The sequence below is a fragment of the Vibrio sp. 10N.222.55.C6 genome (genome assembly GCF_041473395.1).
Taxonomy (GTDB): Bacteria; Pseudomonadota; Gammaproteobacteria; order Enterobacterales; family Vibrionaceae; genus Vibrio; species Vibrio crassostreae_C.
Window position 1 is genome coordinate 1 of the sequence record NZ_JBFRSD010000904.1, and the last position, 401, is coordinate 401.

A 401-nucleotide genomic window follows, 5' to 3' on the forward strand; every position below is an offset into this window, starting at 1 on the left:
GGCTGAACAACATACGCCACACTTTTATCTGCAGATTCACCAATAAAGCCATTCGGTAATGCATCGAGGTAATCATTCAACGTACCATGCTCAATCAGATTCATTGTTACCGACTCTTTCATTACGCCCATCAACTGAATTGACGTTGGTCGTTGTGGTAAGTACAGAGAAAAGGCTTGAGTTTGACTGTCTGACGGCTTGTTAGTATGAGAACTTGAAACAAGCAGTGGGTTCTTATCTGATTGAGAGATAACGGCATTACGGTCTAGCTCAATAAAAACTCGATTGAGATATTGGAAAGAGGCTAACTGTTGGCGCACTAAGTTTGCTTCTGGCTCTTCTACTGCGAAAGCTTCAAGCTGGTTCAGTACATTGCGCTTTTTGGCTTCGATAGCTTGGTT

The 401-nt window shown here is 42.6% G+C and carries 1 pseudogene; it reads right to left on the reverse strand.

The window, feature by feature from the left end:
- Positions 1 to 401 (reverse strand): annotated as a pseudogene (locus AB4486_RS26795) (hypothetical protein); the annotation flags it as partial.